Origin of the sequence: Pseudotabrizicola alkalilacus (assembly GCF_003443995.1) — a bacterium.
GTDB classification, from domain to species: Bacteria; Pseudomonadota; Alphaproteobacteria; order Rhodobacterales; family Rhodobacteraceae; genus Pseudotabrizicola; species Pseudotabrizicola alkalilacus.
The window spans coordinates 142513-165443 of record NZ_QWEY01000004.1 but is presented as its reverse complement, the minus strand read 5'-3'; the positions used below and the strand labels follow the sequence as shown (position 1 = coordinate 165443).

Below are 22931 nucleotides of genomic sequence, written 5' to 3'. Positions count from 1 at the left end.
AGATTGGGATTTAAACGATGGGTGTTGACGCCGTGCCATATTGCGGCCCCCTGATTGCCCCGGAGGCGCTGATTTATGCGTGGAACGGCGATCCTTGGCTGCTGTTTGTGCTGGCTTGCGCGGGTTTTGCAGCGCTTTGGCTTCGGTCGCGGGTTGGTTTGACCGCTGGGCAGGACCGGGCGCTGATGCTGACGGGAATTGGGTTGGTGGTGGCGTTTGTGTCGCCGCTTTGTGCCGCGACGGTGGCGCTGTTTTCAGCGCGCGCGTTGCATCATGTGGTTCTGGTGTCTTTTGTAGCTCCGGCCTTGGCTGTCGCGCTTCCGTGGCGTGCGCTGCCTGCGGCTGTGGCGATGGGATTGACCTCGGTGGTGTTGATCCTGTGGCATGTGCCTGCGGTCTATGATGCGGCCTGGGCCAGTGTGGCGGTGTACTGGGGGATGCAGGGCGCGCTGTTGCTACCGGCCTGGCTGTTCTGGTCGGCGGTTCTGCACCCGGAACAGCGGGCGGAGGGGCTGTTTGCCCATGCGCTGGGCATCGGTGGGCTGGCGGCGGTGATGGGGTTCATCGGGGCGGTGCTGACCTTTGCTTCGACCGCGCTTTACCCACAGCATCTGGTTGGAGCGGAAGCATTCGGGCTGACACTCCTGTCCGATCAGCAGCTGGCGGGGCTGATCATGTGGGTGCCGGGGTTTCTGCCGCTCGCAGGGATTGCATTCTGGATGGTGCGGCGCGGCTGGAAACAGGGGTTCGCCGCGTGATCGCCTCGCTGAAGTTTTTGCATATTTCGGCCTTGCTTTGCTGGTGCGCGGCGCTGATCGCGCTGCCGCTGTTGCTGCATCATTATCGCGGAGCGCGCAGTCAATCGCGGTTCACCGAGTTCCGGCTGATCACGCATTCGGGCTACATTGTCTTTGCCACGCCCGCTGCGGTGATTGCGATTGCGGCGGGAACCGCGCTGATCTTTGTGGCAGAGGTGCGGGCCGAATGGCTGTGGGTAAAGTTGATCTTTGTCTGCGGCATGACGCTGGTGCATGCGTGGATCGGTCATCTGATCCTGCGGTCGGGTGAAGGCGAGGGAAACTATCGAATGCCGCCACCGCTGATCGCGATTGCCTTTGTGGTGCCGCAGATTGCGGTGGTGCTGTGGCTGGTGCTGGATAAGCCCGATCTGGCGTGGATCGTGACGTTGTTGCCCGCGATACTGCTGGAAACTCAGGGGGGATCTCTGTGATCATTCTGGGTGCCGATCTGATAATCAAACACAAGCTTGCCGCCATGCCAGCCGGTGATTGCGGTCATGCCTGCGGTCACGGTGGACAGCAGCACCCCCCAAGGCAGAACGGCTGCGGCGGCATCGTCAAGCCGGATGATCCAGTTCACGCCCAGCATGGACAGCAGCATGACAGCAAGGATGAAATGGGTCCAGCTGGCCGAGCGGATACGGATGCCGGGTACGGCCAGCAGTTCCATCGTGCCGACGATCCCCGCCAGCACGCCGACCAGAAAGCCGACGCCTGCCGCCCAGAGCGCCACGCGCGGCCAGAACAGATCGCCGGTCCACCAGTACAAAGCATCGGCGGCAAAGGTGCAAAAGGCCAGCGTGATCGGGAAAGCGACCATCATCGCATGCAGCGGATGACCGGCGATGGCGATCTTCGACTCGGTCGCGTTGAACGAGGCGCGTTCCTGAATCGGGTCGGTCAACGGCTTTGGCGGTTTGGGTGTCATATGGGTGCAGCGCCTCAATCAGATGGTCGGGGGTATGGGTATAAGGCCGCAGTTGCCGGTTTGGTTCCGCTATTGGCGGGCTGTCAGGGATCGTTGTCAACGCTGGACCCTGCCGGGCCCTCGGCCTCGCTGGTGGCCGGGCTGTGGTGGGCGATGCTGATCGGGGCGGGGTTGATCACCGCATTTGTGCTGATCTTGCTGGCGGTGGCCTGGCGCAGGCCCGAGGGCAAGGGCGCTGATGAGCGGGTCTGGACGCTGGGTCTGGGCGTCGGATTTGTGATGACCGTGCTGGTCGCGCTGGTCGGCTACGGGTTCTGGGTTGGCGAGCGGATCCTGCCGCGCGATGACGGCGCGGTGCGGGTGACGGCCGAGGCCCGGCAATGGGGCTGGACCTTTACCCAGCCAGGGCCGGATGGGGCACTGCTGGAAACGCGCGATGTGCTCTATGTGCCCGCAGGCGTGCCGTTTGATATCGAGATCACGGCAACGGATGTGATCCACAGCTTCTGGGTGCCGCGTCTGGGCGGCAAGATGGATGCGGTGCCAGGCCGGGTCAACGTGGCGCGGCTGATGGCGGATGCGCCGGGCGAGCATGAGGGGCTGTGCGCCGAATTCTGCGGGATCGGGCATAGCGTGATGCGATTTACCGTGGTGGTCTACGAGCCGGGGGCGTTTCCCGATCTGACAGTGAGCGGGGGCGACGATGAGTGATGCAAAGCGCAGCGATGTGACACCACAGGCGAACCCGCCGCAACGGGCGCTGACCCTGCACCGCGAGCTGACAGCAGTGTGGAGCGATCTGCCGGGGTGGCGGGGGGTGCTGGCTTCGGTCAACCATACCACCATCGGGCTGCGATTCATGGCGACGGCCGGCGTGTTCTTTGCCATCGGCGGCGTGCTGTCGATGCTGATCCGGGCGCAGCTGGCCACGCCGCGTGGGGCGTTCCTCGATACCGCACTCTACAACCAGATTTTCACGATGCACGGCAGCATCATGATGTTTCTGTTCGCCATTCCCATGCTGGAGGGGCTGGCGCTGTGGTTGTTGCCAAAGATCCTTGGCGCGCGGGACATGGCATTTCCGCGCCTCTCAGCGCTGGGATACTGGTGTTATCTGTTCGGCGGCACGATCATTCTGTTGTCGCTGCTGGCAGGCGTGGCCCCGGATGGGGGCTGGTTCATGTATACGCCGCTGTCGGACAAGACCTATACGCCGGGGATCAACGCCGATGTGTGGCTGCTGGGGATCACCTTTGTCGAGATTTCCGCCGTGGCGGCGGCGGTCGAGATCACGGTGACCATTCTGCGCTGCCGCTCTGCCCATATGCCCCTTTCGCGGATGCCGCTGATGGGATGGTACATGCTGGGCACAAGCGTGATGATGCTGGTGGGGTTCCCGCCGCTGATCCTCGGCTCGATCCTGCTGGAGATGGAGCGGGCGTTTGGCTGGCCATTCTTTGACGTGGCGCGCGGCGGCGATCCGCTGCTGTGGCAACATCTGTTCTGGCTGTTCGGCCACCCCGAGGTCTACATCATCTTTCTGCCCGCGGCGGGCGCGCTTTCGACCATCATTCCGGTGATGAGCCGGACCACCATCCTTGGCTATGGCGCAGTGGTGGCGGCGGTGCTGGGGTTGGTGTTCCTGTCGTTCGGGCTGTGGGTCCACCATATGTTTACCGTGGGCATCCCGCATATGGCGCTGGCGTTCTTTTCTGCCGCGTCGGCGCTGGTGGCAGTGCCGACGGCAGTGCAGGTCTTTGCGTGGATCGGCACGATCTGGAAGGGGCGGCCGCAGCTGAAGCTGCCGATGCTGTATGTTCTGGGGTTCTTCCTGACCTTTGTGATGGGCGGGCTGACCGGGGTGATGCTGGCCATCGTGCCGTTCAACTGGCAGGCACATGACACCGCCTTTGTCACCGCGCATCTGCACTATGTGCTGATCGGGGGATTCGTGTTTCCGTTGATGGCGGCGCTGACCTATTGGATGCCGCTGATCTGCGGGCGCGCGCGGGTGCCAAAGTTGGGCGAGGCCGCGTTCTGGCTGATCCTGATCGGGTTTCACGGCACATTTTTCATCATGCATCTGACCGGGCTGCTGGGGATGCCAAGGCGGATTGATATCTACCCCGACAACCCGGAGTGGGTGCTGCCCAATTTGGTCTCATCAATCTTCAGCATGGTGCTGGCGATGGGGTTTGCCCTCTTTGTCTTTGACATGGTGATGCAATGGTTTTTCGGCGCACTCAGCCGCCGGAATCCGTGGCAGGCGCCGACGCTGGATTGGGCGATGGCGCTGCCTGCCCCGGCGTACAACTTCGCCTCTCTGCCCGCACCGGGGCGGGACGATGCCGCTGCTGCCGTGCCACTGGCGCGGGGCGAGGGGATTTTGCCCGGTGCGCCGCGCGGTTGGCGCGAGACGCTGGTGGTCGAGCCGGGAAGCGGGCGGCCGGATCATATCGCGGTGTTGCCGGACAACACGATACTGCCCTTGGCGACGGCGGCGGTGATCGGCAGTTTTTTCATGCTGATGCTGGCGGGGATCTATTGGCTGACCCCAGTGGCGATCATGGCCATTGTTCTGGTGGTCTGGCGCTGGGGCATGGTGATGGGCACCGGGCAGGATCACGCGCCGGTTCACGCGGCCCCCGGTCTGCCGCTGCCGCTGCATTGGCAGGTGCGGGGCACCTTGGCCTATGGCGGCGCGGTGGCAACGCTGGTGGCGGACGGGTCGCTCTATGCCTGCCTGCTGTTTGGGGTCGGGTTCTTGTCTGTGGTGGCTCCGGGCTGGCCTGCGCCGGAGTCGGGCCTGACGGGGGTTTGGCCTGCGGTGTTGGTGGCGGTGGCATTGGGGGCGATGGCCGTGGGTTCGGTCACGGCGCGGCTGGCAGAGGCTGGGCGCGGGGGTGATCTGGCCCGACAGCGCGCGCTGCTGGGCGTAGCGGCAGGGGTGCTGGCGCTGGTCGCGCTGGCTGGGCTGGCGCTGCTGCTGGATGATCCGAGGCGCCATGCGCGCGATGCGCTGCGCGGAGTCTTGCTGGGCTTTGCCGTGGTGCATGGCGTAATCGCGGCGCTGTTGGCGCTGCGCACCTATGCCGATGCACGGGACGGGCGGATGGGGCCTTCGCGGCGCGGGGCGACTCCGGTGTGGCGGCTGTGGCAGGATTTTGCACTGGCCACCACGGCTGTCTCGGCGCTGCTGGTCGCCGGGCAGGAGTTGTTCTGATGCGCTGGGTGGTGGGAATGATGGCGGGGCCGGTGTTGTGGGCAGTGCTGTTTGCCGCTGTTTATGCACTGCACGGGATCGGCTGCGCGTGGGGCTGGACCGGCGTAGCGGCACCGTTTGGCAGTCTGCATATCGTGGCGATGGCCGGGGTCTGGCTGGCGGGGCTTGTCCTCCATGTGGGGATTCTGGCCGCCGCGCCAAAGGGCCCCGCACGGGAGGCGCGGTTGCACCGGATGGGTGCGTGGATCGGGCTGGTGGCGAGCGGTCTGACGCTGCTGCCGGTGCTGCTGACCTCGACGTGTGGTTGATGCAACCGAAAAAAGTCAGCAGGCCTCGTTGGTCCTGATCCGTGACCCAGACAGAGCAGCCGCTTACATGCCGATCGGACCGTCGCTGCGGGGGGGCATGTCATCGGTCAGCGGTACGGTCTGACGCTCGATCAGGCGATGAACCCGCTGCTCCCCCTCTGTGCTGCGATGCAGGGATTTGAGCTGATTGGAGTTTTCAGCATCGGCAAGGGTGCGACGTGCGTTATGGCGCAGGTAGTCGATCCATGTCGGCACATGATAGCTTTCGATCCAGATTTCCGTCCGTTCGATATCACGCATCAGGGTCCAGTGCCGTGCCCCGTCGCGCAGCCGGATACGGCGACGTTCGCGCATGAGTTTCAGGAAAAGCTCGGTGTCCTTATGGGCGATGTTGTGATCAATCATTATCATGATCGGGCCGGAGCGGGGTTTGAGATCTATCATCGGCTCAGGCGCACGAAAGCGGCCCAGCGGGCCAAGTTCATCGGCGGGAAAGGCCGGAAGTGGCAACCACAGGCCAAGAACCCCACCCAGCCCCAGCAGAGCTGCGGCCAGAGCAAAAGCGGTTGGCAGGCCCTGCGCCTCTGCCAGCGCGCCCCAGAGCCAGGAGCCGAGGGCCATGCCGCCAAAAGTTGCCGTCTGGTAGAATGAAAGCGCCCGCCCCACCACCCAACGCGGTGTCGACAGTTGCACCGTGACGTTGAACAGCGCCAGCGCCAGAACCCAGCTCGCGCCCGCCAGAAGCAGCGACAGGCAGGCCACAATCAGCGAGCCTGAAAACCCAAGCCCCAGCAGCGCCAGCGCATAACCGGCAAAGCCCAGACGCACGACCGATTCATTTTGCAGGCGGCGCGCCAGCTGGGTATTGGCGATGCCGCCCCCGATGGCCCCCAGTCCGAACACACCCAGCAGAATGCCGTAAGTCTGGGCCGTGCCTTGCAGCATATCGCGCGCCACAAGTGGCAACAGCGCCAGCGTGATCACGGCAGCGGTGCCAAAGATCGCGCCGCGCAGCATCACGCGCAGCAAAGCAGGTGACATCATCACATAGCGCAGCCCGGCCCCGATGGCAGAGCCGACATGTTCGGGCGGCAGATCGGCGCGCGGATAATCGGGACGCCAGACGATCAGTGCGCGGATCAACGGCAGGGTCAGCAGCGCGTTCAGCACAAAGGCCACCGCAGGCCCGGCGATGGCCACGATCATGCCGCCAAGCGCCGGGCCGACGCTGCGCATCATGTTGAAACTGAGGCTGTTCAGTCCCACAGCGGCGTGCAGATTTGCGCGGGGCACGATATCGCCCATCGAGGCCTGCCAGGTGGGATTGTACAGAGCTGATCCGCAGCCGACCAGAAAGGTGAAGCCCAGCAGCATCCACGGGGTCAACCCGCCGGTCCATGCGGTTACCGCCAAAGCGGTCGAGGCCAGTACCATTGCCATCTGGGCAAAGATCAGGATGCGGCGGCGATTGTAATTGTCGGCCAGCGCCCCGGCAATCAGGGAGAAGGCCATGATCGGCAATGAATTCGACGCCTGCACCAGCGACACCATGGCGGGAGAGGTCGTAAGCGTGGCCATCAGCCAGCCTGCACCCACCGTCTGAACCAGAGTGCCAAGATTGGACATCATCGTTGCGGACCACAGGCGGCGATAGGTCTGATGCCGCAGCGGATCAAGGAAGACCGGCAGCTTCATCGGGTATGCTGCATCCGCTGGGCGGGGGCGCCGGTGCGGTCAGTGGCTGGTGCGCCGATGGTCAGGTTTGTCATATGGCAGTCAGCCCCTCTTGCGCCGGGTCCGGTGTGCCAAGGCTGGCGACGTGCTGGGTCAGCCAGTCTTGCAGCATAAGAATGGCTGTAGCAGGGGTCGGATGCTTTCGCCAGTCCAGATCGTGGCTTTTGCTTGGTCGGCGGGCGTGATTAAGCTGGCGGACCTGGATAGGTTTGGGATCATGATTTCTGTCTGTAAAGAAAGTGTTGCGCGGATGAGGGCGAATGCAGCCTGATGTGATCATCATCGGCTCTGGCATGGGCGGGGCCACATTGGCGGCTGCGCTGGCACCCACGGGGCGGCGGGTTGTGATCCTTGAACGGGGGGAGCATCTGTCAGACTGTCCCGAAGCGCGTGACCCCGGTGCGATCTTTGGCCGGGGGCATTTCCGGCCAAAGGAAACCTGGCACGATGCGGCGGGCGCTGCGTTCAATCCCGGCAACTATGCCTTTGTCGGTGGCAATACCAAGTTCTACGGCGCGGTTCTGCTGCGCTGTAGGGTCGAAGATTTTGCGCCGTTGCGCCATATCGGCGGCACAACGCCGGGCTGGCCCATCGGCTATGACACGCTGGAGCCGTGGTATGGCCGGGCCGAGGTGTTGTACCGGGTGCGCGGCGATGTGGCGGGCGATCCGACCGAACCTGCGCATTCCAGCCCATATCCGTTTCCGCCGGTGCCGGACGAGCCGGATATCGTGACGCTGCGCCGCGCCTTTGCGGCGCAGGGGCTGCATGTCAGTGCCTTGCCGCTTGGTGTCGATCTAGACAGCTGGCTGGCCCGTGCGCCAACCACATGGGATGCGTTTCCCGATACCACAGGGGCCAAGTCTGACGCGGAAAGCTGTGCTCTGGCCGCGGCTTTGCTACACCCGAATGTTACGCTGCAGACGGGGACAAAGGTGGTGCGCCTGCTGTCCGAAGGCCGCCGCGTGACCGGGGTCGAGGTGGAGCGGAACGGTCAGCGCGAGGTGATGACCGCCCCTGTGGTCTGCCTGTGCGCGGGTGCGGTGATGTCGGCGGCGCTGCTGCTGGCTTCGGCCAATGCAGACCATCCGACCGGGCTGGCGAACAGGTCCGATCAGGTGGGGCGGAACTTCATGAACCATAACCTGACCGGAATGGTCGCGTGGAACCCTTTGCGGCGAAACCGGACTGTTTATGAAAAGACCATCCAGATCAACGATTTCTACCTGACGGGTGGCCCGAATGGCGAGCCGCTGGGCAATATCCAGATGCTTGGACGTATCACCGGGCCAATTCTGGCGGGTGAGGCCGGGCTGCCGCTGTGGTTGGCGCGGCACATTGCGGATCATTCGATTCACATCATGGCCATGTCAGAAGATCTGCCGGACCCGGACTCTCGTGTGATGTGGCGCAATGGCGGTGTGGTGCTGGACTGGCGGCGCACCAACGTGGCGGCGCATGATCTTTTGGTCAAGCGGCTGACACGGGCGATGCGCAAGGCGGGCTGGCCGATTGTACTGTCGCGGGGGTTCCCGAAATCCAAACCCAGCCATCAATGCGGCACAGCCCGCATGGGCAACGATCCGGCGGCGTCGGTGGTGGATGCCAACCTGCGGGCGCATGACCTAGACAATCTGTATGTCATCGATGCCTCAGTCCTGCCGACCTCGGCTGCGGTGAACCCGTCGCTGACCATTGCCGCCCTTGCCCTGCGGGCGGGCGATCATATTGCGCAAAAGGGCTAGGCCCGGCCGCTTGAGTCAGAGCGGGGTCAAAGCTTGTCGATCTGGGTAAAGACCTTTGCCAGCACGCTGTTCAGGGCGACCCGTTCGGCGGGGGAGACGGTGAAAAAGCTCAGGTCAAACACCTGACGTGCCTCTTCCAGCGCAAGTGCGCGCAGGCGGTCGCCCTTTTCTGTCAGGCAGGCTTCGGTCACGCGTCCATCGGTTGGCCGGACGCGGGTGGTGACCAGCCCGTCCGTAATCATGCGCTGCACCACCTTTGTCGTGGTGTTCAGCCGCATGGTCGACAGTTCGGATATCTCGGAAATCGACAGATAGTGTTCTTCGTACAGCGAAATGAGCACACGCCAGTGCGGCACGTCGATGCCAATCGGTTTCAGCCGCTTTTCCAGAACCTGCACATAGCGGGCATTGACCCGGCTGATCCAGTAAAACGGCCAGTCTTCCTTGGCGAAACGGGAGACATCATCGGTCACGGGCAGCACTTTCCTGCGAGAGTCATCTGATTTGCTAAGGTGTTGGCAAAGACTGCTGCAGTTTAGACGTGTGTCGCTGCAAGGTAAAGTAATCTGAACGTAACAGGTCACGTTCCGCCTTATGTCAGGCCTTGAAACGATCAAAGCGATAGGGTGCCGGATCGACTATTGGCGTATAGGCTGACACGAGATCAGCGGCCAGATGGCCCGCTGCGGGGCCGGTGCCAAAGCCGTGGCCGGAAAAGCCTGTGGCGAGGGTCAGGCCGGGAATTTGCGCGACAGCAGAAATCACCGGATCGGAATCCGGCGTCACATCGATGGTTCCGGCCCAGGACTGCGCGATCTGCGCCGTCTCAAACACCGGCCAGGCGGCGCGCAGATTGCGCAGCGCTTCGGCGTTCAGGTCGTGGTTGGGCAGCGGATCGGTGATGCGCTCCTTCTCGAACGGGCTGGCGGCGTCGGGTGCCCAGTGCCGTGCCGTGGCAAGCTCGCGCAGAAACGCCTTGCCCAGCCCGATTTTCAGCGCGCCACGTTGCGCGCGCAGCTGCGGCAGATATGCCAGACCGATGCGCAGATGATCGGGGGTGAGCGGGGCATCAAGCCTGCCACGCTGGGTGATGGTAAAGCCGCCGTCGAGCCGCTTGCGGAAGGAAAAGTCGGGCGCGCCGATGGCAATCTCGGTCGGTCCGTCCATGGGCATGGTGCGCAGAACGGAACAGACCAGCGGCAGCGTCGGCAGAGAAATGCCCATGTTGCCAAGGAAACGGCGGCTGCCAAGGCCACCGGCCAGTAGTACCTGATCACAGGCAATCTCGCCGCGTTCTGTGATCACAGCGCTGACCTTGCCGCCTGCGGTGCTGATCGTGCGAACGGCACAATTTTCCACGATCAGCGCGCCTTTGGCGATGGCAGCGCGGGCGATGGCGCTGTTGGCGAGCGTCGGTTCGGCCCGCGCGTCAGACGGCGTATAGATGCCGCCCGCCCATGTGCCACGCCCGCCGGGAACCAGTTCGTTGATCTGAGACGGTGTCAGCAAGCACGACCCCAGATCCAGATGGGCGACCGAGGCGAGCCATTTTTCGTACAGTGCCATCTGCGTACCGGAGCGCGCGGCGAACAGAATGCCGGTCTGTCGGTAGCCGCCATCCTCGCCCGTGCGGGCGGGCATCTCGGCCCAGAGCCGGTCCGCCGCCAGTGCCAGTGGCACATCGGCGGCGGCGCGGCTGGTTTTGCGCACCCACCCCAGATTGCGTGAGCTTTGTTCGGCCGCGATCCGGCCCTTTTCCACCACCACCACCGGAATGCCGCGTTCGGCCAGCGTCAGCGCCGCCGAAAGACCGACGATTCCGGCCCCGATCACGACCACTGTGGTTTTCGCGGGGATATCAGCGGTGGTCTGAACGGCAGAGATGACGGGGGCCATGCAGGGCTCCTTCCGGGGTCAGAGGGTGATGGAAAGCCGTTCGGTGTCAGCCGTGGCTGCCCCGCGATAGGCAGTGACCTCGATCTCGACCTTGTAGACGGTCGAGCCGAGCGGCGGGCAGGTGACGGTCAGCGCCGGGTCAACCCCCCGGAACATGTCACCGAAAATCTCCATCACTTTCGGGGTGTCAGATGGCTCCTGAATGAAGACGCGGGCCGAAATCACATCGGCAAGGCTGGCCTGTACTGCCGCCAACGCCCCGGAGATATTGGCGAACACCTGCCGGGTCTGATCCTCGACTCCTTCGGGAATCTCTTTGGTGGCCGGATTGCGACCTGCGGTGTTGGAGACAAAAATCCAGTTGTCGACGGCGACGATGCGGGAATAGCTGCTGATCTCTTCCAGCCGGTTGCCGGTCTTGACCTTGGTGATGCGGGTCATGGGATATCCTTCTTGATCGGGAATGGGTCAGCGCAGAACAGGGGTTTCCCACAGGTTCAGCGGCACGCCGATGCCGGCGGCAATGGCGTTGCGGTAAACCACAGTGCCCCAGGCCACATCTTCGACCGGCATGCCGCCAACCGACATGATGATGATTTCGTCATCGTTCTGACGGCCGGGGGCGTCGCCTGCGACGATCTTGCCGATGTCTTCCAGCTGATCGGCCTGCATGATGCCTTCGGCGATCATATCCATGAATTTCACACCGATGATCGGCACATGCACATGGGCGGGCTTTGGCAGTTCTTCGAACCACGCTTCGTACAGGCCGGTGTTGTCCACCACCTTGCGCACATCGGGCGATTGCATGGCGTCATCAATGTTGCACAGCGCTGGCATGGCGAGGAAAGCGCCGGGCTTGACCCATTCGCGCTTTACCATCGGGTAGGTTGCGGGGTCGCCGACGGCGCCCGAGTTGCAATAGGTCACCAGATCAGAGCCGCGCACCACCTGTTCGATGGTGTCAACGATTTCAATCGTGGTCACCTGCGGATAGGTTTCCTTTAGCCAGGCGGTGAAGCTGTCGAGGCTTTTCTGACCCCGTCCCTTGATCTTGACGGTGTCGATCAGCGGGCAGGCGGCGATAAACGCGGCGAGGGTGGTCTTTGCCATAACCCCCGGCCCCATGATGCCGACAATGCGCGAATCCTTGCGGGCCAGATGCCGCGCGCCGACGCCGGGAATAGCCCCGGTGCGATAGGCCGAGAGCAGGTTGGCCGACATCAGCGCCAGCGGTGCGCCGGTATCGGCATCATTGAGGATAAAGGTCAGGATCGAGCGGGGCAGGCCCTTTTCGCGGTTGGCGATGTTTGATCCGTACCATTTCATCCCGGCCATCCGAAAGCTGCCGCCCAGATAGGCAGGCATTGCCATGAACCGGCGGTCGGCGGTGGGTTTGGGCATATCGGGAAAGGGCGAGTTTTCGGGAAAGCTGATCGCCGCGCCGTGGCTGTCGCTGTTCGGTCCGGCCATGCGATAATCGCCGTGATAGAGCAGGCCGAACATTTCCTCCATGCAGTCCACACAGGCTGGCATGTCGGTGACACCGGCCCGGATCATGTCCTGTTCGGACAAATAGATAAAGTCGATGCGGGTCGATTCGGTCATCGGCGGGTCTCTCCTGCTATGGGGGAAGCGGCTGTTGACCTAGTTCTGCCGAACCCGCCCGGTCGCGCCATCGCACAGAGCGCCAGAATTTCGATATTTCACGCCAAGACGCCGCATCTTGCGCAAAACCGTGGTCAGGGAGCGGAGGGGCGGCGGCAGGCGCTGGGCTCTTGCCCGGTCCAACTGCGATAGGCGCGCCAGAACACGGTGCCATCGGCATATCCAAGAGTAAGAGCCACCTGTGACAGCGGCATGTCGGTTTTCTCCAGCAGCGTGCGGGCCAGATCGGCGCGGTGTTCCTGCACCAGAGCGCGGATGCTGGTGCCCTCTTCGGCCAGATAGCGTTGCAGGCTGCGCGCAGACATCCGCAAATTCGCGGCGACGCTGGTCAGCGTCACCGGACGCTGGCCAAGCGTCACACTGATCACCCGTCGCACCCGGTCAACCACGGTTGCCTGCGGCTGATGTTGCTGGCTCAGGTCGGCAATGTGACGTTCCAGAATGCCGATCATGCCGGAATCTTCGGTGCGGTGCCGCCGTATCGCCTCGTCCCGCGACAGGATCAGCCGGTTGGCGGACTGATGGAACAGCACAGGCGCGCGGAACAGTTTCTGCAGCAGGTGGGGATCAGAATGCTCCCCATGTTCCAGATGCACTTCGAGCGGTTGCCAGTTCGGGGAAAAGCTTTGGCGGATCAGCTGACATACGGTGGCAAGCGAGAACTCTGCATCCTGCCGCCGTGGCCAGATCGTGCTGTCGGACAGCCGGTAGGTCCAGACGAGATCGCCCCCCACCTCGAACAGGCTGGAATGGGTGCCTTCTTGCAGAATGGACGTGTCATTGGCGATCCGGGCAAGGCCGGACTGGATGGTGGGAGAGATCGACAACAACACCCCCGCAGGCCCCAGATCTGCCGGACGCATCCGCATGCCAACCAGCAGCCCAAGGCTTTGGTTGCCCAACACCTGAGCGGCGCGTTCAAAGTGATCGACATATTGCGCCAGCGGCAACAGGGCATAGGGGTCCGCCGAGGTGGCAGGGTCTATTCCGATCCGGCTCATAATATCAGCAGTGGCGCCCACAGAACTGGCAATAAAATCGACCAGCGGACGCACTGCCGCTACCCGGATCAATGGCTGAGGACGATTCAGGGCGCTTTTTGCCATTTCAAGGGCCTATTTCCGGGGATGGCGTGAATTATCTATATATTGGCACATTTCGCAATAGGTGACGGTACGATTGCATTCATAATCACGTAATAAAACAAATATCAGGGAGTCACCATCATGTCACTTGACGCAACGGCACAGGCGCCTGACGGCGAGCGCCTTGCCAAAAATTCCATCGGACTTTTGCATATCGTCTTTTTTGTGGTCGCTGCTGCGGCGCCACTGACGGCGGTGGTCGGTGCCACGCCGGTTGCCTTTGCCTTTGGCAACGGGGCCGGGGTGCCGGGAGCCTTTGTTCTGGCCGGGCTGCTCTATCTGCTGTTTTCGGTAGGTTTCACCGCGATGAGCCGGCATGTCGGCGGGGCGGGGGCGTTCTATACCTATATCGCTCAGGGTATTGGTCGCCCGGCGGGGATCGGTGGCGCTCTGATCGCACTGATGACTTATACGGCGGTGCAATGCGCCGTTTATGCGCTGTTTGGCGTGTTCTTCTCGGGCACCATGGCGGGGCTTGGCATTGACCTGCCGTGGTTTGTCTGGTCGCTGCTGGCTGTGGGGTTGGTGCATCTGGCCGGGCAGCGCAACATTGCGTTCTCGGGCCGCATTCTGGGCGTGGTGATGATCGCCGAGGTGCTGATCCTGCTGTTGCTCAACCTGGCCATCGTGCTGCAAGGCGGCGGACCAGAGGGCATGAGCGCGTCAAGTTTCGCGCCAGAGGTGGTGTTTACGCCCGGTCTTGCCGTCGCGCTGGTCTTTGTGGTCGGCTCGTTCATCGGCTTTGAATCGACAGCGATTTTCGGGGAAGAGGCGAAAGATCCTGACCGGACCATCCCGCGGGCGACCTATGTTGCTGTGCTGCTTATCACGGTATTCTACGCATTCTCGACATGGGCTGTGGTGCAGTTTTACGGGCCGTCGAACATTCAGGCGGCTGCGGCGGCCGAGGGCGGGCTAGAGTCACTGTATTTCGTGGCGGCCGAGCAGGCTCTGGGTGGCTGGTCGGTGACGCTGATGAACATACTGTTGTTGCTGTCGCTGTTCGCCTGTGTGCTGTCGTTCCATAACACGCTGAACCGCTATTTCTTTGCGCTGGGCCGTGAAGGTCTGTTGCCACACAGCCTTGGCCGGGTGCATGCGACACATGGCTCACCGGCACGGGCCGGTGTGGCGCAGTCGCTGACGGCTGCGGCATTGCTGATCGCGTTTACCTTGGGCGGGGCGGACCCTTACAAGGTCGTGTTTTCCTGGATGTCGGGCTTGGCGGTGCTGGGGATTCTGGCAGTACAGATCATGGTTTCGGTTGCAATCATCCTGTATTTCAAGCGCACTCACGGCACCGAACATTCGGCGTTGGTGACGGTGGTGGCGCCTGTGCTGGCCTTGGTGGGATTGGTCGGGGCCTTCCTGCTGGTGTCGATGAACACCGACCTTTTGACCGGATCAGATCACGTGCTGGTTCAGGCCTATCCGCTGCTGATCGTGCTGGTCGGGCTGTGCGGTCCGCTGCTGGCCCGGTCGATCCAGAGCCGCAAACCGGAACTGTATAACAATCTGGGCCGCGTGTTCGAATGACCCCGCGACCGGGCGCGGGATGCGCCCGGTCCATCCGGTGATCGCGGGCTCGCCAGCTCTGATCAACCCCTCTTCTGCACCTGCCGCCCTGCGATGGGCGGCCTTTTTCGTGGCCTCATGACGCATAGAGATCTTTCAATAGCCCTACAGCTGTTTGCAGCCGCCGCGCTGGCGCTTGGTCTGGCGCAGATGCTGGGGCTGACCAATCCGTATTGGGCAGCGATGCCGGTCTGGGTGGTGCATCAGATCTGGCGAGAAGATCTGCTGCGGCGGGCTGCGTTGCGGGTGCTGGGGACGCTGGCTGGTGCCGCACTGGCGCTGGGTCTGCTGGCGCTGGGACCGCCGGATTGGGTGATTGCGGTGGTGTTGTCGTTGCTGGTCGGGGTATCGGCGGGCGTGGCATGGTGGATCGGGACTGTCATGAGCTACGGCGCATTCATGCTGGGAGTGACGCTGTTTGTGGTGTTACTGCCCGCTCTGGCCGGGTCGGCCCCGGATGTGCCTGCGACGTCAGCAGCGATGGACCGTATTCTGTGTACGTTGATTGGCGTGGTTTCGGTGACTGCTGTGACCTTTGCCTTTACGCCGCCGCGCTCGGTGCCGTTGCCGCCACGGGTGATACGGGGGCGGACCCGTGCAGCGCTGCGGCGGGCGCTGTTTTGTGTGGCAATGAGTGGTCTTGCGGCCGGGTTGGTGATGCTTTGGCCCCGGTTTGATGTGCTGACCGGGGCGATGACGCTGACGGTCTATCCGATGATCCTGGCTGCGGCCCCTGATCCGAGACCGATCTGCCGGACTCTGGTGCCGGGGGTCGCGATTGGGATGCTGGCGGCGCTGACATTTCTGGCCCTGGGCACACCGCTGCGCCTCGACGGGGCGGGGGTCGTGTTTGCGGTGACGCTGGTGTTTCTGGCAGCGGGGGCTGTGCTGCGGGCGCATCCACGCACGGCGGGTATGGGGCTGGATGCCAACATGTGCTTTTTGCTGCTGGCAGAGGTCGGCACATGGCGGCATGCGCCGGAAGATGCCGCTGTGGCGGGGGCCTGTGCACTGGCCGCCGCCGGGTTTGTCGTGCTGGTCGCGCCCGCCGGTCTGGGCCGGGCTGTCAGGCCCGCGCCTCCAGTGGGTGAAACGCCCGGTTGAACCAGATCAGCCCGCCGGGCTGGTCTGACAGGCGGGTGGCCAGCACTTCGCAGAACAGCACGGAATGGGTGCCTTTGGGCTGACTGTCAGCAATGCGGCAGTCAAAAGCGACCGCTGCATCCTTCAGGACCGGCGCGCCCGTCGCCAGCCGGTCCCATTGCGCGCCTGAAAACCGGTCTTCGCCGGTCCAGCGGGCAAAGCTGCGTGACAGATCCTGATGCCCGTCGGCCAGCACATTGACGCATAAAATCCCATTGGTGACAAAGGCATCATGGGCAAAGGCATTGCGGTTGATGCAGACCAGCAGGGTCGGCGGGGTGTCAGTGACCGAACAGACTGCCGAGACGGTGATGCCATGCTGCCCGGCAGGGCCATCGGTCGTGACCAGATTGACGGCAGCGCCAAGGCGGCTCATGCCGTTGCGAAAGGCCTGCATTTCTGGGGCGATGGGCTGTGTCATGGGAATCTCCGGTCAGAGGTCGAGCACGAGGGTTTTGGTGCAGGCACGTGAACAGCAGGCGCAGATCATCGTGCCCTCTTCGCGCTCGTCTTCGGTAAGGAACTTGTCGCGGTGGTCGGGTGTGCCGTCGAGGACGTCGGTGACGCAGGTGCCGCAGACGCCCTCCTCACACTTCACCTCGATTTTCACACCCGCGCGGGCAAGGGCCTTGGCGATGGTGTCATCGGGGCCGACAGTGACGGTCAGGCCGGAGCGTTTGGCGATCACCTCAAAGCTGGTGCCGGTGGTGTCGACATCGGCCGAGAAATATTCGCGGTGGACATTCGCGGTCTGGTGGCCTGCGGCTTCTGCCGTGGTGATCACCCAATCCATGAAGCCTTGCGGGCCACAGACATAAAGACGCGTGCCGGGGGCGGGGGGCGGCAGATCGCGCGCAAGGTCCAGCCGCTGCGCGTCGGGTTGGTCGTCAAAATGGAACACTACGCGGTCGGCCCAGGGGGCGGCGGCGATCAGCTGGCGAAAGGCGGTGATCTCGGCAGACCGGGTGCAATAGTGCAGCGTGAAATCGCGCCCCAGCGCATGCAGGCGCTGCGCCATAGCCAGCATCGGGGTGATGCCGATGCCGCCGCCCAGCAGCACGGTGCGGCTGGCGGTCTCGTCCAGTAGGAAGTGGTTGCGCGGACCCTCGACCTTGAACACCGTGCCGGGTTGGGCCAGACGATGCACCGCCTCGGACCCACCCCGGCTTTTCGGGTCGCGTAGCACGCCGATCTCGTAATGGTCGGTCTGCGAACAGTCCGAGCACAGCGAATACTGCCGCCACAGGTCAAGCGGACCATCGGACAAGTGGATATCCAGATGCGCGCCGGGGGTGACGGGCGGCAAGGCCGCCCCATCCGCCCGCGCAAAGCGCAGCCGGATGATATTGCCCGGTTCCTCGATCCGGTCGGTCAGGGTCAGGTGCATGGTGTCGCTCATCGCATGTAGATCCCGCCATTCACGTCCCAGCAGGCGCCGGTGACGAAAGATGCCTTTGCCCCGGCCAGCAGCGCGACCAGTTCGGCAACAAAGACCGGGTCGCCCAATTCCCCCACCGGGATGCCGGCCAGAGCGGACTGCATCTTTTCCGGCGTGATCACAGAACGCACCATCGGCGTGTCCATCGGCCCCGGCGCGATGGCGTTGCAGGTGATGCCAAACGGGGCCAGATCACGGGCGAACACCTTGGTCAGCGTCAGGATCGCGCCTTTGGATGCCGCGTAATGCGCTCCGGTCGCAGTGCCGCCATTCTGACCGGCCAGTGAGGCCAGATTGACGATGCGCCCGTAACCACGTTCCTTGAAATGGCGGCCAAAGATCTGGCTGCCGGCAAAGGTGCCGCCGGCATTGACCGCCAGTACCGCGTTGAACTCTGCCGGATCAATCTCCAGCACTGGCTTTACGGCGGTGCGGGCGGCATTGTTGACCAGCACCTCCACCGATCCCCAGCGCTCGACGCATTTATCGAGCACTGTCTGGAAGTCTTCGGGCTTCGCGACATCCAGCGTGGCGGTGATCGCAGACTCCCCTGCAAGGTCCAGCTCGGACGCCAGCGCCAGCGCCTCCTCGCCGGGGTTTACATCGGCGATGACGACGCGAAAGCCCGCACGGTGCAGGGCGCGGCAGATCTCTGCCCCCAGACCGCGCGCGCCACCCGTGACCACAGCGGTCTGCATCTGTTCGGGAAGCGGCTGCATCAGAACAAATAGCTGAACGAGTTCAGCATCCCGTCAGAGTTCAGAAGCCGCACCACTTTTGCCCGGATGCGAAAGCCGCTGTCGGTGGCAACAAGAGTGTGCGTCATGTTTGCCGCCCAGACTCGTTGGCGACCGAACTTGTCCTCGATCACGTGCTCGGCGCTGCGGATCGTGATCACATCGCCTTCGGCCTTTTCGATCACGATGCGCGAGACGGTGCGCACGGTTTGTGCGGGCGGGGCAGAGGAAATCGAGAACCCCTGCCTGAACCGCTCGATCCGGTCACGCCGCATCTTGTCGTTGTCATGGCACAGGTTCAGCGCATTGGCGAAATCGGTCGTGTCGCCAATGGGGAGGGTATAGAAACCTTCGGGCTGCCACAGGTCCAGCCAGCGGTCGTATTCCTTGGCATCCAGCAGGTCTGCCTCTGCCCAGAGAAATTCTGTAACCTGCGGTAGCAGGCCGGTGGTGTCGATCTTGCTCATCTCGGTCATTGCGACATCATCCTTTTCCACATCTTGTAAGCCGCCCGCATGCCGGTTTCGGCGCTGATATGGCCGCGCGGGCCAAGCGTGCCGGGGGTTTCATCGACAAGGCCACGATTGACCAGAATGGGAAGGTCTTCGCCGCCCTTGGTGCCGCGCTGCACCCGCTCCCAGACTTCGGCATCATCGGGGCTGCCAAAGCCCATCGGGCCCTGAAAATGCTCGTGCAGGCGCAGGCGCATCTGGTTCGCCGCCGCCGGGCCGCCTTCCATGCCAAGCGCCATGTGGCGGATATCGGTCTGTTCCACCGAGATCGGCGTCAGCACACGGAAAAACGCGAGGCTGAAAGACACGTTGGGAAACAGATTGAGGTTGAATCCGGCCCCACCGACCGCACGGACAATCTTTTTGACCTGATCCTCGGGGTAACCTTCATCGCGCAGTTCCTGCGCCAGTTCGGTGAACCGCTCCGGGATCGGCGCGTCGAGATTGTCATCCAGATCAATCAGTTCGGGGATCATCGCCATGACCGAGTGGCCATTGCCCAGATCTTCGACAAAGCCCTTGCCGGTTTCAAGGAACTGGAAAATCTCGTTGGTCTCGCCATCCAGCGATTGCAGGAAACTCTTGTGAACGACGGGGAAGTGATAGGCATCGGTGGTGTTTTCCAGCTGCACTTTCCAGTTCATCGGCACGGTGAACTGATGTTCACCCAACACCGTGACCGGGAAGCCGCCGCCCTGTTTCATGAACAGGTCGATGTAGCGGCAAACCTCGGACCCCAGAAAATCGACCAGCGGTTCGATGTCTTCGTTAAAGGTGGCAAAGACCATGCCGTTGTAGCTTTCGGTCCGCAGACGTTGCAGCCCGTGCTGGTCCTTGTTGAAATCATCGCCATATTGCTCGGGATAGGGCAGGGCGCGCAGGCTGCCATCCAGGCCGTAGCCCCAGCCATGATAGGGGCACTGGAACGAACTGGTCTTGCCCTTTTTCACTTCGCATACTGTGGCAGCGCGGTGACGGCAGCGGTTGACCATGACATGGATCGCACCTTTGCGGTCGCGCACCACGATCACCGGCTCCAACCCGACGGTGGACAGCTTGAAACTGCCCTTGTCGGGGAATTCGCTGTCATGCGCGACAAAGACCCAGGTTTTGCGGAAGATCTTGTCCATCTCCAGCTTGAACAGATCCGGGTCTTCATACATCTGGGTCGCGACCTTGGCGTCTGACGAATAGAGCGCGTCAAGATCGCTGAATTTTGGCATGTCTAGGGACATTTCAGCGTTCCTTTCAGAGTGCGGGAATGGTGAGAGCGCGGCCCATCCGGGCCTCGACGCGCATGAATTTCCAAAGGCGGTGGTCCTGATCATCCACCACGATGGTCCGCAGCAGGTTGCAGGCGGCCATCACCGCCTGACGGTCGGTGAAATCCGCAAGGATATACCAGGTCGCCGGGGTGCCGGTGGACATGCCGACCATGGTCTGGTCGTCATCCATAGTGCCGACGATGCTGGTGCCGGGTACGGCTGCGATACCGGACATCAGCGCCTGGGTTGCCTGCCAGACAGGGCCGATCTGGCCAAAGGGCAAATCGAAAAACGCCGGCTGCATGGAAAAGCAAAGGAGGGTGCGGATCGGAGTGGGTTCGGACATTTTGGGCCTCATCAATCAGGAAATTACGGATAGCCGGGCGGGGTTTGCTGGCCGAACAGCGCCGCACCAGCGGCCTGCCAGCTGCCCGCGCCGATAAAGGCGTGTTGCGCCACGCAGGCAGCGTCGATCATGTTGCGACCCAGCGGGTGGCCGGTGGCCATGGCATCCGACCCGCCCAGCACAAAGGCCAGACGCGCCGCCTCTGCCGCGTCCTGTGCGGCCTTGGAGGCGGTGTGGCGCAGGCGGATGTGCGTGGCGGGGTCCACTTCCCCCGCTGTCTGCATCTGGTGCCAGGCCTCATTCATCGCGTCGTAAAACGCAGCGCGGGCCCCATCCAGCAGCCCCTCGGCGCGGGCAAAGTCGATCTGGACATAGGCGCGCGCTGCCGGGCTGGGCGCGCCGGTGATCGAGCTGCGGGCCAGAGCATCCTGCCGCAGCCAGTCCAGCGCGGCGCGGGCTGCCCCAAGACCGACGACAGCCAGAACCTGTGCTGCCAGCGCCATGGCGGGGTAACGGAAGATGGCATCATCCTGCTGCGGCTTGCCGCCACGGATAAAGGTCCAGTCTTCGGGCACAACGACCCCGTCTGCCACGATGTCATGGCTGCCGGTCGCCCGCAGGCCGACCGTGTCCCATGTCTCGTCAACGATCACGCTGTCACGCGGCATGATCGCGGTGCGCGGCAGGGGGGAGCTTTCGCCCTCAACCCGGATACCCGCACCGACGATCGACGCCCCCATCACGCCCGACCCCCAGGGCCAGCGGCCCCGCACCTCCAGCCCGCCGGGCACGCGGCGGGCTGGCTGGGGCGGGAACATCGCCCCGGCAAAGACGGTATCGGGATCATTGCCATAGATCGCGGCATAGGTTTCGGGCGGCAATGCGGCCAGATAGGTGGACGAAACACCAAAGCTGGCCACCCAACCCGCCGAGGCGTCGGCTGAGGCAATGTCTTCGATCAGCTTGCAGAAGTGCGCAGGCGAGCAGGCATCGCCGCCAAAGCGTTCAGGCACAAAGGCGCGGTAGATACCGACCTGCTGAAACCGGCGCACGATATCCTGTGGAATATGGCGCAGGGTCTGAAACTCGTCACGGCGGCTGCGGATCTCGGCCTTGAGCGTCTCAAGCGCTGACGGCGGGGTGTGAGAATTCATCTGATCAGTCCTTGGTCTGGAAATTCGGAACGGTGTCGCAAAACCACCGGGCGATCGCGCAAAGCTGTGCATCGGCCCCCTTGCGGCCGACGATCTGCAAACCGGCGGGCAAGCCGTCGCTGGTCAGGGTCGGCAGAACAATGGCCGGGTGGCCCGACAGGTTGAACGGGCGCAGGTAACGGGTCAGCGGCAGAACCTTGGCCGGGTCGGTTGCTTCGGTCAGCAACGGGGGAATTGTCGGCAAAGCGGGCGTGAGGACCGCATCATAAGTGTCAAGCAAGGCATCGACCTGGGCGGTAAAGCTGCTGCGGATGGCCTCGGCCCAGGCGAGGTCTTTGGCCGGGATCGTCATGGCAGTGGTCAGGCGGCTGCGGATATCGTCGCCCAGCGGGGCAGCACTGGTCACCAGATGGCCAAAGGCCTGCGCCGTCTCGTGTCCGATCACGATCATTCCGGCGCGGAAGGCATCGTCGAGCAGCGGCAGGTCGGCGTAAGGCATGTCATAGCCTTGCGCCATGATCGGCAGGATCAGACTGTCGCCCACGGTGCGGTCAAAGTCGGTACGCAGCCGCGCAAGGCGGGGGGCTTTGGTCAGGGCTTCCGGGGCAAAGCCGGGGTCAAGCGCTGCCATGGCACGCTCGATCATCGCGACAGTGCGTGCAAAAGGGCCGACACAGTCGAGCGAGCTGTTCGTCGGATGCGCGCCGCGTCGGTCGATGCGGCCGAACGTGGGTTTGAAGCCGATGACGCCGCAGCAGATCGCAGGCTGGCGAACCGAACCGCCGGTATCGGTGCCGATGGCAAAGTCCACCTCGCCCGCCGCCACCGCCACCGCAGAGCCGGAGGAGGAACCGCCGGGGATACGGTCGGGCCAGCGCGGATTGACCGGGGTGCCGCCATGGGCATTGATGCCGGTCATGCCATAGGCGAGTTCGTGCATCAGGGTTTTGCCGGTGATCCGGCAACCGGCCAGCAACAGGTTTTGCACGGCGGCGGAATGGGCGCTGGCCGGTGCGACCCAGGCAAAGGCGGCAGAACCGCAGCGGGTCGGATAGCCCTGAATATCAAGGCAATCCTTGACCGCGACCCGCAGTGCGTCAGCAGGCGTGTCCGGTGCGGCAATCGACATTTGCGGGTCGATCCCCGAGAGGGTTGGGCTTGGGTGGCTCATGCTGCCTTCTTTGCTGTTTCAGACCGCTTGGCCTGATCCCTGTTACGTGAAAGTTACCGTAAAGAGGCAATCCGTCAACATGATTCGTGACGGAAACATCAAAAATATATTTGATAACAACGGGATAATGGCAAAAAGGGACC

23 protein-coding genes are annotated in these 22931 nt (G+C 63.2%); 8 read left to right on the top strand and 15 right to left on the bottom strand.

The annotated features are described in order from the left end of the window. Positions 1-17 precede the first annotated feature (17 nt). Both D1012_RS09565 and D1012_RS09560 read left to right on the top strand, forming a co-directional pair. Positions 18-758, top strand: a complete 741-nt coding sequence (locus tag D1012_RS09565; protein ID WP_118151520.1) for a cytochrome c oxidase assembly protein — start codon at positions 18-20, stop codon at positions 756-758. Next, positions 755-1231 carry a CopD family protein gene (locus D1012_RS09560; protein WP_158569290.1) on the top strand — a complete coding sequence of 159 codons (477 nt, stop codon included), beginning with the start codon at positions 755-757 and terminating at the stop codon, positions 1229-1231. The genes D1012_RS09565 and D1012_RS09560 overlap by 4 nt, the downstream gene beginning before the upstream one ends. On the opposite strand, the gene D1012_RS09555 is transcribed toward D1012_RS09560, so the two are convergent. Further along, entirely contained in the window at positions 1213-1728 is a 516-nt protein-coding gene (locus tag D1012_RS09555; protein ID WP_118151516.1) for a DUF2231 domain-containing protein, read from the bottom strand. The genes D1012_RS09560 and D1012_RS09555 overlap by 19 nt on opposite strands. 93 nt (positions 1729-1821) lie before the next feature. On the opposite strand from D1012_RS09555, the gene D1012_RS09550 reads away from it, so the two are divergent. Genes D1012_RS09550 through D1012_RS09540 form a run of 3 tightly spaced genes read left to right on the top strand, consistent with a single transcriptional unit; the run spans position 1822 to position 5259 of the window. Beyond that, a complete protein-coding gene (locus D1012_RS09550) occupies positions 1822-2439 on the top strand; it encodes a cytochrome c oxidase subunit II (RefSeq protein WP_233517073.1) in 618 nt (205 codons plus the stop codon). Next, complete coding sequence (ctaD, locus tag D1012_RS09545; RefSeq protein ID WP_118151512.1) at positions 2432-4951, top strand: cytochrome c oxidase subunit I; 2520 nt, start codon at positions 2432-2434, stop codon at positions 4949-4951. Before D1012_RS09550 ends, ctaD begins: the two co-directional genes overlap by 8 nt. Then, a complete protein-coding gene (locus D1012_RS09540) occupies positions 4951-5259 on the top strand; it encodes a hypothetical protein (RefSeq protein WP_118151510.1) in 309 nt (102 codons plus the stop codon). The genes ctaD and D1012_RS09540 overlap by 1 nt, the downstream gene beginning before the upstream one ends. 63 nt (positions 5260-5322) lie before the next feature. Here D1012_RS09540 and D1012_RS09535 read toward each other — a convergent pair whose 3' ends face one another. Beyond that, positions 5323-6954 (bottom strand): MFS transporter, encoded by a 1632-nt coding sequence (locus tag D1012_RS09535; protein ID WP_118151508.1) that lies wholly within the window; start codon positions 6952-6954, stop codon positions 5323-5325. Between the two features lie 299 nt (positions 6955-7253). On the opposite strand from D1012_RS09535, the gene D1012_RS09530 reads away from it, so the two are divergent. Beyond that, positions 7254-8738 carry a GMC oxidoreductase gene (locus D1012_RS09530; protein ID WP_118151506.1) on the top strand — a complete coding sequence of 495 codons (1485 nt, stop codon included), beginning with the start codon at positions 7254-7256 and terminating at the stop codon, positions 8736-8738. 26 nt (positions 8739-8764) lie between these two features. Here D1012_RS09530 and D1012_RS09525 read toward each other — a convergent pair whose 3' ends face one another. The 5 genes from D1012_RS09525 to D1012_RS09505 all read right to left on the bottom strand — a co-directional run bounded on the left by D1012_RS09525 (position 8765) and on the right by D1012_RS09505 (position 13303). After that, on the bottom strand, positions 8765-9211 hold the full coding sequence (locus D1012_RS09525) for a MarR family winged helix-turn-helix transcriptional regulator (protein ID WP_118151823.1): 447 nt from the start codon (positions 9209-9211) through the stop codon (positions 8765-8767). 124 nt (positions 9212-9335) lie between these two features. Then, positions 9336-10634 carry an NAD(P)/FAD-dependent oxidoreductase gene (locus D1012_RS09520; RefSeq protein WP_118151504.1) on the bottom strand — a complete coding sequence of 433 codons (1299 nt, stop codon included), beginning with the start codon at positions 10632-10634 and terminating at the stop codon, positions 9336-9338. Between the two features lie 18 nt (positions 10635-10652). After that, a complete protein-coding gene (locus D1012_RS09515) occupies positions 10653-11075 on the bottom strand; it encodes a Rid family hydrolase (protein WP_118151502.1) in 423 nt (140 codons plus the stop codon). 27 nt (positions 11076-11102) lie between these two features. Next, the gene (locus tag D1012_RS09510) at positions 11103-12242 is read right to left on the bottom strand and encodes an ornithine cyclodeaminase family protein (protein ID WP_118151500.1); all 1140 of its coding nucleotides are present in this window, start codon (positions 12240-12242) and stop codon (positions 11103-11105) included. Between the two features lie 134 nt (positions 12243-12376). Then, a complete protein-coding gene (locus tag D1012_RS09505) occupies positions 12377-13303 on the bottom strand; it encodes an AraC family transcriptional regulator (protein WP_118151498.1) in 927 nt (308 codons plus the stop codon). Between the two features lie 225 nt (positions 13304-13528). Between D1012_RS09505 and D1012_RS09500 the strand changes: the two genes are divergently transcribed. Then, entirely contained in the window at positions 13529-14983 is a 1455-nt protein-coding gene (locus tag D1012_RS09500) for an APC family permease (protein WP_118151496.1), read from the top strand. A 117-nt stretch (positions 14984-15100) separates the two neighbouring features. Continuing rightward, the gene (locus tag D1012_RS09495; protein WP_158569288.1) at positions 15101-16126 is read left to right on the top strand and encodes an FUSC family protein; all 1026 of its coding nucleotides are present in this window, start codon (positions 15101-15103) and stop codon (positions 16124-16126) included. Here D1012_RS09495 and D1012_RS09490 read toward each other — a convergent pair. From D1012_RS09490 to D1012_RS09455, 8 genes are read right to left on the bottom strand one after another with little or no spacing between them, the layout of a single operon-like run. Next, on the bottom strand, positions 16089-16586 hold the full coding sequence (locus D1012_RS09490; RefSeq protein WP_118151492.1) for a flavin reductase: 498 nt from the start codon (positions 16584-16586) through the stop codon (positions 16089-16091). The genes D1012_RS09495 and D1012_RS09490 overlap by 38 nt on opposite strands. 12 nt (positions 16587-16598) lie before the next feature. Then, complete coding sequence (locus D1012_RS09485) at positions 16599-17564, bottom strand: PDR/VanB family oxidoreductase (protein ID WP_118151490.1); 966 nt, start codon at positions 17562-17564, stop codon at positions 16599-16601. Continuing rightward, positions 17561-18322 (bottom strand): SDR family NAD(P)-dependent oxidoreductase, encoded by a 762-nt coding sequence (locus tag D1012_RS09480; protein ID WP_118151488.1) that lies wholly within the window; start codon positions 18320-18322, stop codon positions 17561-17563. The genes D1012_RS09485 and D1012_RS09480 overlap by 4 nt, the downstream gene beginning before the upstream one ends. Continuing rightward, a complete protein-coding gene (locus tag D1012_RS09475; protein WP_118151486.1) occupies positions 18322-18816 on the bottom strand; it encodes an aromatic-ring-hydroxylating dioxygenase subunit beta in 495 nt (164 codons plus the stop codon). The genes D1012_RS09480 and D1012_RS09475 overlap by 1 nt, the downstream gene beginning before the upstream one ends. Beyond that, a complete protein-coding gene (locus tag D1012_RS09470; protein WP_118151484.1) occupies positions 18813-20087 on the bottom strand; it encodes an aromatic ring-hydroxylating oxygenase subunit alpha in 1275 nt (424 codons plus the stop codon). Before D1012_RS09470 ends, D1012_RS09475 begins: the two co-directional genes overlap by 4 nt. 13 nt (positions 20088-20100) lie before the next feature. Continuing rightward, positions 20101-20463 carry a hypothetical protein gene (locus D1012_RS09465; protein WP_118151482.1) on the bottom strand — a complete coding sequence of 121 codons (363 nt, stop codon included), beginning with the start codon at positions 20461-20463 and terminating at the stop codon, positions 20101-20103. A 23-nt stretch (positions 20464-20486) separates the two neighbouring features. Beyond that, the gene (locus D1012_RS09460) at positions 20487-21617 is read right to left on the bottom strand and encodes an acyl-CoA dehydrogenase family protein (protein ID WP_118151481.1); all 1131 of its coding nucleotides are present in this window, start codon (positions 21615-21617) and stop codon (positions 20487-20489) included. A gap of 4 nt (positions 21618-21621) precedes the next feature. Further along, the gene (locus D1012_RS09455) at positions 21622-22788 is read right to left on the bottom strand and encodes an amidase (protein WP_233517072.1); all 1167 of its coding nucleotides are present in this window, start codon (positions 22786-22788) and stop codon (positions 21622-21624) included. Positions 22789-22931 lie beyond the last annotated feature (143 nt).

Excerpts from the sequence above, each read along its gene's own strand:
- D1012_RS09480 (WP_118151488.1), bottom strand. The coding sequence starts at position 18,322 with ATGCAGCCGCTTCCCGAACAGATGCAGACCGCTGTGGTCACGGGTGGC.
- D1012_RS09465 (WP_118151482.1), bottom strand. The coding sequence starts at position 20,463 with ATGTCCGAACCCACTCCGATCCGCACCCTCCTTTGCTTTTCCATGCAG.
- ctaD (WP_118151512.1), top strand. The coding sequence starts at position 2,432 with ATGAGTGATGCAAAGCGCAGCGATGTGACACCACAGGCGAACCCGCCG.
- D1012_RS09455 (WP_233517072.1), bottom strand. The coding sequence starts at position 22,788 with ATGAGCCACCCAAGCCCAACCCTCTCGGGGATCGACCCGCAAATGTCG.
- D1012_RS09515 (WP_118151502.1), bottom strand. The coding sequence starts at position 11,075 with ATGACCCGCATCACCAAGGTCAAGACCGGCAACCGGCTGGAAGAGATC.
- D1012_RS09495 (WP_158569288.1), top strand. The coding sequence starts at position 15,101 with ATGACGCATAGAGATCTTTCAATAGCCCTACAGCTGTTTGCAGCCGCC.
- D1012_RS09565 (WP_118151520.1), top strand. The coding sequence starts at position 18 with ATGGGTGTTGACGCCGTGCCATATTGCGGCCCCCTGATTGCCCCGGAG.
- D1012_RS09540 (WP_118151510.1), top strand. The coding sequence starts at position 4,951 with ATGCGCTGGGTGGTGGGAATGATGGCGGGGCCGGTGTTGTGGGCAGTG.
- D1012_RS09505 (WP_118151498.1), bottom strand. The coding sequence starts at position 13,303 with ATGAGCCGGATCGGAATAGACCCTGCCACCTCGGCGGACCCCTATGCC.
- D1012_RS09520 (WP_118151504.1), bottom strand. The coding sequence starts at position 10,634 with ATGGCCCCCGTCATCTCTGCCGTTCAGACCACCGCTGATATCCCCGCG.
- D1012_RS09470 (WP_118151484.1), bottom strand. The coding sequence starts at position 20,087 with ATGTCCCTAGACATGCCAAAATTCAGCGATCTTGACGCGCTCTATTCG.
- D1012_RS09530 (WP_118151506.1), top strand. The coding sequence starts at position 7,254 with ATGCAGCCTGATGTGATCATCATCGGCTCTGGCATGGGCGGGGCCACA.
- D1012_RS09535 (WP_118151508.1), bottom strand. The coding sequence starts at position 6,954 with ATGAAGCTGCCGGTCTTCCTTGATCCGCTGCGGCATCAGACCTATCGC.
- D1012_RS09500 (WP_118151496.1), top strand. The coding sequence starts at position 13,529 with ATGTCACTTGACGCAACGGCACAGGCGCCTGACGGCGAGCGCCTTGCC.
- D1012_RS09555 (WP_118151516.1), bottom strand. The coding sequence starts at position 1,728 with ATGACACCCAAACCGCCAAAGCCGTTGACCGACCCGATTCAGGAACGC.
- D1012_RS09485 (WP_118151490.1), bottom strand. The coding sequence starts at position 17,564 with ATGAGCGACACCATGCACCTGACCCTGACCGACCGGATCGAGGAACCG.
- D1012_RS09490 (WP_118151492.1), bottom strand. The coding sequence starts at position 16,586 with ATGACACAGCCCATCGCCCCAGAAATGCAGGCCTTTCGCAACGGCATG.
- D1012_RS09460 (WP_118151481.1), bottom strand. The coding sequence starts at position 21,617 with ATGAATTCTCACACCCCGCCGTCAGCGCTTGAGACGCTCAAGGCCGAG.
- D1012_RS09475 (WP_118151486.1), bottom strand. The coding sequence starts at position 18,816 with ATGACCGAGATGAGCAAGATCGACACCACCGGCCTGCTACCGCAGGTT.
- D1012_RS09510 (WP_118151500.1), bottom strand. The coding sequence starts at position 12,242 with ATGACCGAATCGACCCGCATCGACTTTATCTATTTGTCCGAACAGGAC.